Raw genomic sequence first — 8,007 nt, 5'->3', positions numbered from 1 at the left:
CGGTCCCCACCACGGCGCACAGTCCCCAGAGCCACTCCGCCCCCCACCGGTCGATGACGAACCCGGACATGAGGGGTGCGACCAGCGCGGCGACGGACCAGGACATCGTGTACATGCCCTGGTAGCGGCCGCGCCCATGCACGGGTGAGAGGCGTACGACGAGGCCGGTCTGAGTGGGTGCGTTGACGATCTCGGCCAGGGTCCACACGCACACGGTGAGGGCGAACACGCCGACCGAACCGGCGAAGGCGGTGAGCCCGAAACCGTACCCGGCGAGGACGGACGAGATCACCAGCAGACGGCGCGGGTCCCGGTGCTCGATGAAGCGGGTGACCGGGAGCTGGAGGACGACGATCAGGACGCCGTTGAGCGCGATGGCCATCCCGTAGTCGGCAGGCGTGAAACCTGCCTCGCCCATCGCGACCGGCAGCCCGACCGCGCCCTGCTGGAAGATGAGCGCGACCAGGAAGGACAGCCCGACGACGGCCATGAAGCGCCCGTCGCGCAGCACGGTGCCGAGCCCGACCTCGGGCCGGCCCTCGGACTCCTTGGCGATGGACGTGGGCCGCGACTCGGGCACCTTGGCGAAGACGACGATCGCGCAGGCCATGGTCATCCCGGCCTCGATCAGGAACCCCGCGAGATAGCTGACCTCGGCGATGAACCCCGCGGCCGCGGACGAGACGGCGAAACCGAGGTTGATCGCCCAGTAGTTGATGGAGAAGGCGCGGACACGGTCCTCGGGCCGCACGATGTCCGCCATCATCGCCTGGACGGCGGGCCGGGAGGCGTTGCTGGTCGCGCCCACCAGGAAGGCGACCGCGGCGATCGCGACGGGATCGCGCACGAAGCCGAGCAGCGCCACGGAGACGGCCGTGGAGGCCTGGGCGACGAGCAGCGTGGGCCGCCGCCCGAGCCGGTCGGCCATGACGCCGCCAACGAGCGAGGAGACGACACCGCCGAGCCCGTGCAGGGAAGCGACCAGACCGGCGTACGTGGCGGAGTAGCCGCGGTCGAGCGTGAGGTACAGGGCCATGAAGGTGGCGACGAAGCCACCGAGCCGGTTGACCAGCGTGCTGGTCCACAGCCACCAGAACTCGCGGGGCAACCCCGAGACGCTCTCACGGACGGCACGCCTCAGGGCGGCGACTGACATAGGGGTCCCCCACGGAAGAAGCTGAAGCACAGAAGTAAGTGGCGCAGGTAAGTGGCGCTGGGCGATGCCACACGTTACGAGCGCGACGTGGGGAGGACCACTCAATTAACAAACGCAGTCAACTGTCCGCTGGGTGACCGCCGGCACAAGTGATCAAAGGGTTCGATTACGCTCGGGGCCATGGCCGACGCACCGTACAAGCTGATCCTCCTCCGCCACGGCGAGAGCGAGTGGAACGAGAAGAACCTGTTCACCGGCTGGGTGGACGTCAACCTCACCGCGAAGGGCGAGAAGGAGGCGACGCGCGGCGGCGAGCTGCTGAAGGACGCCGGCCTGCTCCCGGACGTGCTGCACACCTCGCTCCAGAAGCGCGCGATCCGCACCGCGCAGCTGGCCCTGGAGTCCGCGGACCGCCTCTGGATCCCGGTCCACCGCAGCTGGCGCCTGAACGAGCGCCACTACGGCGCCCTCCAGGGCAAGGACAAGGCGCAGACGCTCGCCGAGTTCGGCGAGGAGCAGTTCATGCTGTGGCGCCGCTCGTACGACACCCCGCCGCCCGCGCTTGAGGACGGCACCGAGTACTCCCAGTCGGACGACCCGCGCTACGCGACCATCCCGCCGGAGCTCCGCCCCCGCACGGAGTGCCTGAAGGACGTCGTCCAGCGCATGCTCCCGTACTGGTACGACGGCATCGTCCCGGACCTCCTCGCCGGCCGCACGGTCCTGATCGCTGCCCACGGCAACAGCCTCCGCGCCCTCGTCAAGCACCTCGACGGCATCTCGGACGCCGACATCGCGGGCCTGAACATCCCGACCGGTATCCCGCTGTCCTACGAACTGAACGCCGACTTCAAGCCGGTGAACCCGGGCGGCACGTACCTCGACCCCGAGGCGGCGGCTGCCGCGATCGAGGCGGTCAAGAACCAGGGCAAGAAGAAGTAGGTTTGGCGATCATGCCCCCGACCTGCGCTTACTGCGCGAATCGGGGGCATTTTCACGGCCGGGGCCCACTGTGGGCCCTCAGTCCCCCGAGCCTTGCGGCCGGAGCGCCAGCCCGAGAGCCTTCCGGGCACGGTCCCGGCTACTCGGCATGAGGTGCGCGTACACCTTCAGCGTCAGGCCCGGATCGGAGTGCACTTGTCCATCCGGTGAGGACGAGGTTGTGGAGGCGGGCGACGCCGTTCATGGCGTGGTGGACGCCGTCGCCCTTGAGGCGGCAGCGCAGAATCTTCCAGGTCTTCATGCGGGCGAAGACGTGCTCGACTCGGGCGCGCACCTGCTTGTGAGACTTGCTATGTCTCTGTTTCCAGTCGGGGAGCTCCTCGCCTTCGCGGCGGCGGTGCGGCATCACGAGGCCGGTGCCCGGGTAGCCGCCGTCGGTGATCGTCGTGGTGTTGCTGACTGCGGCCTTGGCACCGGATTCCTGTCATGCTTTGCAGTCCGCGCGGTTGCCGGGAAGCGGTTGGATTCGACCACGACGACCAGGCGAGTATCGGCGTCTATGACGACCTGCTGGTTGGTGGAGTACCTGTATTTCTTGGACTGTTCGGCCGCCGCGTGGTCGCGGGTGGGGACCAGCGTGCCGTCCACGATGAGCACGGTGTCCCGCCGAAATCGGCGCCTCGGTTGCACTGCCAGGCGGGGACCTATGTCGGCGACCACACGGTCGGCTGTCGACTTCGGAATCCCGAACAGCAACGCGAGTTGACTCAAGGTGAGGGTCGTGCGCCAGTACGCCGTTACCAGCAGCAACCCGGTCAGCCAGGCTCACAGCCCACGGCCGGCCTCGCTGGACTCTTGTCGCGCTCCCTTGCCCAACCGCAGTCACAGCCTTCTTGAACTGCCGCGGACTCAGCCCGGTGAACGGGGCTATCCATGACGGCTCCGAGGCCGTGATCACACCCATCACGCCGTGATCATCACTTCGGACCGAGTGCGTTGCCGAGACCATCGCAGCAGCTACGCTTCCACCGGCGCAGCCGATGATGAGCATGGCAGGGGGAGACCGTGAGCCGACCACTCTTGTTCCTCGACGTGGACGGGCCCCTCAACCCTTACGCGGCCAAGCCGGAGAAGCGCCCCCCTGGCTACACCACCCTAAGAGTGCCGCGAGACGGCGGGGCCCCGGAGGAACACCGAGCGCTCTCGTTCCGTCGGCGGCCCCTGCGGGTCTGGCTCAACCCGGAGCACGGACGAGACCTGCTCCGGCTCGACTACGACCTGTGCTGGGCCACCACATGGATGGCGGATGCCAATCGGTGGATTGCCCCGGTGCTCGGCCTTCCCGAACTCCCCTTCGTCGACTTCGGTGACGTCTTGCTTCAAGACCGCCCCGACGGAGTTCACTGGAAGACTGCGCCCCTGGTGGACTACGCCAACGGCCGCGCCTTCGCGTGGGTGGACGACGAACAGAGCGACCTGGACCAGGCGTACGTGACCACCCACCACCGCGCACGTGGCCTTCTGCACCACGTCAACCCGCGGATCGGCCTGAGAGAGGACGACTTCCGGACTCTTGCCGACTTCGCCCGTTCTTTTGACGGTGCCGTCCAGGTCGATGGTGAACGTTGACTCCGCACGTGCACGGTCACGGTCCGCCCCGTGCGGATTGCCCCATCTGCACCTGCGACCAGAAAGGCCCTCGTGCCGCACCGCTGACCGAGATCCGGGGACGCCGCCCCCTGTGTGGCGCCCCCGGCCGGGAGGCGCTACGGCAACCGCTTCTCGTAGTACTTGTCCTTGTCGGAGTCGTAGACCAGCTTGCTGTCGGCGTCATAACCCTTGATGCGCGGGGCCAAGGTGACCTGCTGGTTCAGAACGCCAGAGGCAACGAACCAGCCGTGGTCCAGGGCGGCCTGGCTGGTGGCGCCGCCGTAGGAGACGGTCACCCGGGCCACTGACGGCTCGACGGTGCCGATGACACCCCATCGGAACGGCAGCTTCCAGTTGCCGCGGTCGAGGATCGACTGCTGGTAGAGCTTGCCGCCGTTGATGTCGGCCATCACGGGGCCGGCGCCCGGCACATCGTCGGAGCCTACGCTGGTGCTGAGGCCCGCTGCCTCGCCGTCCTTGATGTTGCAGATCAGCCGGGTCTGCCTCGGTTGCTCCTTCACCGCGACGACGAACATGCCATCGCCGGGCGCGTTGGAGTCGCCGGTGCTGTTCATCGCCAGGATGATCCGGTAGTCCTTTGCCGCGCCCAGGTCCGGGCGGGAGTCAGCGCCGCTTGTGTGCGACTGGTCGTATGCGAGGCACTTCTTCAGCCCGTCGACGGCCTGCTCGAAGGTGATCCCGTCGAGGAGCTGGTGCTCAGTGGCCGGCCGCGCGGGCCCCGCCGGCGACGCGGACGGCGTCGGTGTCGGCGTCGCTGAGGTCCGCGGCGTGGCACCCGACGGTGTCGATGCCACCGTGTTCCTGCCTGCGTCCCTGTCGGCCAGCGCGTACGCCCCCACGGGCATCGCCGCCAGCACCACCAGGGTTGCCCCGGCCGCCGCCACCCGGCGCCGCCGCTCGATCGTGCCCCGGCGGCGGATCGCCGGATACGGCACCGGCGCGGGCCGGATTGTGTTCGCGTCCTCGGCGAGCAACTCGCGCATCTGCTCCTCGAAGTCCCCGCTGGTTCCCGTCACCTGCTGCTTCTGCTCCTCGTTCACTTGCTGCCTCCCTGCCTGGACGACACCCGGCTGCGGACAGGTTCGTCCGCGACCTGCGCGAGCCCCGGATGCGTACGCAACTTCGCCAGCGCCTTGGACGCCTGGCTCTTGACCGTGCCGGGCGAGCAGCCGAGCGTCTCGGCGACCTCGGCCTCGGACAGGTCCTCCCAGTAGCGCATGACGATCACCGCCCGCTGCTTCGGCGGCAGTCCGGCCAGCGCCGCGAGCAGGGTGCTGCGCTCATCGGCCCACGAGACGGCCTCGTCGCGCCCGGCCACCTCCGGCGGCGCCGCGGTCAGAGCCTCCGTAACCCGCCGCTTGCGGAACCGGTCGCTGTTGCAGCTGACCAGTATCCGCCGGACGTACGCGTCTGGACGGTCGCTGCGCGAGACGCGCCGCCATGAGCGGTACGCCTTGGCCAGCGCCGTCTGAGTCAGGTCTTCGGCGTGGTGCACGTCGCCCGTGAGCAGATACGCGGTCCGTACGAGATGGGACCATCGCGCTCTGACGAATTCTTGGAACTCGGCCTCTTGTTTGGCCTGCATCAAGCACCCTCCCTCGCCCTCCAGACCACAGTTCCGGCGGATTCGGTTGCCCGGGATCCGCTGCCTCGTCGGTCAGGTGAGCGGGGCCACCGTCAACCATCAGCTGGGACCGGAGCATCAAGCATCTACCGGGACCGGACAAGCCCCAGCAGGCCGACCCGTTGCGACACCGCGCCCACTACTACGGCATGCGGTGACGCCCGTTGATCGAACTCCTGAAGTGGTGCTCGCTTCTGCTCTGTTCAGGGCGAGGGCGTGAAGCCGCCGGACAGGTCGAGATGGCAGGGGGAGCCTGGAGCCGTCGGGGTCCAGCCCTCGCGCAGGGCACGTTCGATGGCTTGGGCAACGTCGGATGGCAGTACCGGTCTGGCCTCGCGTCCGATCCAGTTGCTCAGGTGCGGCTGGTTGGTGGTGACCACGAGTGTTGTCCCCGGGGTGTCCGCGTGCTCGACCGCGAACGTGCACGGTGACCAGGCCAGGCCCTGGAAGTAGGTCGGCCTGCGTCGCAGCCGCCAACGGTAGGCCGTGCCGTCGACAACGATGCGACGTGCACCCCGACGCCCCAGTGCCATGACTCCCTCCTCAATGTGGGGGATGGTGGGGATGGTAGTGACTCCAGCTCTGCCGTCCGTAAGGAATTAGACGTGCCAGACCCGTGCCGGACAGTGCGGGGAACCCACGGGGAACACCGGGGATCTCCAGACGGTGGGCGCGCATCAGCTCGTCGTCCGCGAGGAATCCGCCGGGTATGAACCCGACAGGCGGTCGGACACCGACAGCGCTGCTGTCCGGGTCGGCCAAGCAACCGCCCGTAGATCACCTCGGCTTCCCAAGCTGAGGTGCTGGTCCAGGTTCCGATGGGCTGACCCCAGGGTGACGCTTCTTGATCCGGTTGCGCTCTTACCGCTGGGGCCGGGAACACCGGTTCCCGGTTTTCTAAGGAGGGATCAAGTGCTTTTCATGCGCGCCGTGTTGGCCGTAGGGATCGTCGCCGCCGCTGGTCTGCCGATGGCGGGGACCGCTGCTGCGGAGCAGCGCCCGGCTCCCAGCAGGATCATTGCCACTGACTATTCCTCCGGTACTCCCGCTCTGGTCTCGCTCAACCCCGTGAGCGGCGACGTCATCGAGACCTTCGCGCAGAACGCCGAGGAGGGCGTCCTCTCTCCGAAGGGCTCCGCCGTGGCGTACATCCAGCGCGACAACACCTGCATTCCCCAGACCGAGGGCTGCATGTACGCCCGGCACCTGGTGGTCGCCGAGGCCGACGGCGAGGACCAGCACATTCTGGTCCGGGGTATCGCGCCCGAGACCAACCACGCCCCGTACGTCATGCACCCCGACTGGTCCCCGGACGGCAAGCGGATCGTCTACAACAGCCCGCGCGGCATGGAGTGGATCAACAGCGACGGCACTGGACAGGAGGTGCTCATGGCGGCCGGCGGCGTCGCAGGCACCTTCTCGCCCGACGGCAAGAGCATCGCCTTCGTCAAGACCACCCCGTACGAGACGACCGACGGCTGGGAGGACGGCAGGGAGGTCTGGGTCATGGACACCGCCACCCGGCAGGTTCACCAGATCAGCACCGCTCGCAACGCGCTGTCCGAGCCGGTCGACTGGTCCCCCGACGGACAGCGCATCGTCTACACCACCGAGAACGGCCTGAGTGTCGTCGATGTGACTACCGGCGCCGTCGTCCAGCTACAGAGCGGCTGGACGGACCCGCTCAGCAACTTGCAGGGCCCCGTCTTCTCGCCCGACGGCACCCGAATCGCCTTCTCCGCCCGCAACTTCGTCGACCAGACTCATAGCACCTACGTCGTCGACGCCACTGACGGAAAGAACCTCCAGGTCCTGCGGAGCCAGGGCGCGACCCCCACCGACTGGTTGAACAAGTAGCCGGAGCGCCGACCGCGCGCTCAGGCGGTGCCTGCGGCCCGCGGCGGTGCCTGCGGCCCGCGGCGGTGCCTGCGGCCCGCAGTGGTCCAATCGGCCCGCAGTGGGCTCGGCGTAGCGCGGCTGCGATACGGCCCCGCTGAAGGAGCCCTCTGCCCGCGGCTTTGCCGGAGGCAGGGGGCTCCTGCGTTGCCACCTCCCGGCAGGGTGGCCTCGACCGCGGTGGCCGCGCCTCAGCCGATCGGCTCCAGCATGCGGTGCACCCCGTAGGCGAGCCGGATGGTGTCCCCAGTGGCCGGGTCGCTCAGTTCCACGCGCCAGGCGTCGGCGAACTGGTCGACGCCGTGGGCCATCGGGATGGTGCCGGAGATGAGGACGGTGCCGGGGGTGAGGGCGTCGCGGGTGCGCAGGACGTCGACCCAGTAGGCGGGGGTGAGGAGTTCGGCGAGGGTGCCGTGCTGGATCTCGGTCTCCTTGTCGCCGTGGGTGACCCAGGCGCGCAGGGTCAGGTCGTCGAGGCGGGGGGCGACGTCGGCCAGGCGCCAGGCGCGGCGGGCGAGGACGTCCGGGCCGGCGTTCTTGCTCCAGGCCACGCCGTGCACTTCGAGATCGCGGTCGGTGTGGTCGCAGGCGGCCGTGAGCAGCACTTCCCCGTCGTCGGCCACGACCAGCGCCCACTCCGCCTCACCCGAGGTGCGCCCGTGCTGCACCTCGACCCGGTCGGTCTGCTGGGCGAGGTAGGGGGCCACGGGGTAGAGGG

The 8,007-nt window shown here is 68.7% G+C and carries 8 protein-coding genes and 2 pseudogenes; 3 read left to right on the top strand and 7 right to left on the bottom strand.

Going from position 1 to position 8,007, the window contains the following annotated elements; all coding sequences use genetic code 11:
- The coding region (locus FPZ41_RS42420; protein ID WP_152869725.1) for an MDR family MFS transporter at nucleotides 1-1,156 on the bottom strand (1,156 nt) is incomplete at its 3' end.
- Between the two features lie 180 nt (nucleotides 1,157-1,336).
- Between FPZ41_RS42420 and FPZ41_RS42415 the strand changes: the two genes are divergently transcribed.
- The gene (locus FPZ41_RS42415; RefSeq protein ID WP_152869723.1) at nucleotides 1,337-2,098 is read left to right on the top strand and encodes a phosphoglyceromutase; all 762 of its coding nucleotides are present in this window, start codon (nucleotides 1,337-1,339) and stop codon (nucleotides 2,096-2,098) included.
- A gap of 78 nt (nucleotides 2,099-2,176) precedes the next feature.
- Here FPZ41_RS42415 and FPZ41_RS49160 read toward each other — a convergent pair.
- Both FPZ41_RS49160 and FPZ41_RS42405 read right to left on the bottom strand, forming a co-directional pair.
- Nucleotides 2,177-2,290: pseudogene (locus tag FPZ41_RS49160) on the bottom strand (tyrosine-type recombinase/integrase); the annotation flags it as partial.
- Nucleotides 2,291-2,300: 10 nt separating this feature from the next.
- A pseudogene (locus tag FPZ41_RS42405) lies at nucleotides 2,301-3,065 on the bottom strand (transposase); the annotation flags it as partial.
- A gap of 98 nt (nucleotides 3,066-3,163) precedes the next feature.
- Between FPZ41_RS42405 and FPZ41_RS42400 the strand changes: the two are divergent.
- A complete protein-coding gene (locus FPZ41_RS42400) occupies nucleotides 3,164-3,727 on the top strand; it encodes a hypothetical protein (protein ID WP_322621441.1) in 564 nt (187 codons plus the stop codon).
- Nucleotides 3,728-3,864: 137 nt separating this feature from the next.
- Here the strand turns inward: FPZ41_RS42400 and FPZ41_RS42395 are convergent, their stop codons facing one another.
- The 3 genes from FPZ41_RS42395 to FPZ41_RS42385 all read right to left on the bottom strand — a co-directional run bounded on the left by FPZ41_RS42395 (nucleotide 3,865) and on the right by FPZ41_RS42385 (nucleotide 5,926).
- A complete protein-coding gene (locus FPZ41_RS42395; protein ID WP_322621440.1) occupies nucleotides 3,865-4,809 on the bottom strand; it encodes a hypothetical protein in 945 nt (314 codons plus the stop codon).
- The gene (locus FPZ41_RS42390; protein ID WP_152869720.1) at nucleotides 4,806-5,354 is read right to left on the bottom strand and encodes a SigE family RNA polymerase sigma factor; all 549 of its coding nucleotides are present in this window, start codon (nucleotides 5,352-5,354) and stop codon (nucleotides 4,806-4,808) included. The genes FPZ41_RS42395 and FPZ41_RS42390 overlap by 4 nt, the downstream gene beginning before the upstream one ends.
- Before the next feature lie 242 nt (nucleotides 5,355-5,596).
- Nucleotides 5,597-5,926: a hypothetical protein gene (locus FPZ41_RS42385; protein WP_152869718.1), complete on the bottom strand. Its 330-nt coding sequence runs from the start codon at nucleotides 5,924-5,926 to the stop codon at nucleotides 5,597-5,599.
- A 388-nt stretch (nucleotides 5,927-6,314) separates the two neighbouring features.
- Between FPZ41_RS42385 and FPZ41_RS42380 the strand changes: the two genes are divergently transcribed.
- A complete protein-coding gene (locus tag FPZ41_RS42380) occupies nucleotides 6,315-7,250 on the top strand; it encodes a DPP IV N-terminal domain-containing protein (RefSeq protein WP_228023376.1) in 936 nt (311 codons plus the stop codon).
- Nucleotides 7,251-7,480: 230 nt separating this feature from the next.
- Here FPZ41_RS42380 and FPZ41_RS42375 read toward each other — a convergent pair.
- On the bottom strand, nucleotides 7,481-8,007 hold a 527-nt coding region (locus FPZ41_RS42375), incomplete at its 5' end, for a DUF2848 family protein (RefSeq protein ID WP_152869714.1).

Origin of the sequence: Streptomyces acidicola (assembly GCF_009377235.1) — a bacterium.
Classification (GTDB): domain Bacteria; phylum Actinomycetota; class Actinomycetes; order Streptomycetales; family Streptomycetaceae; genus Streptomyces; species Streptomyces acidicola.
The sequence above is the reverse complement of the archived record's forward strand: the minus strand, read 5'-3'. Positions and strand labels throughout refer to the sequence as shown.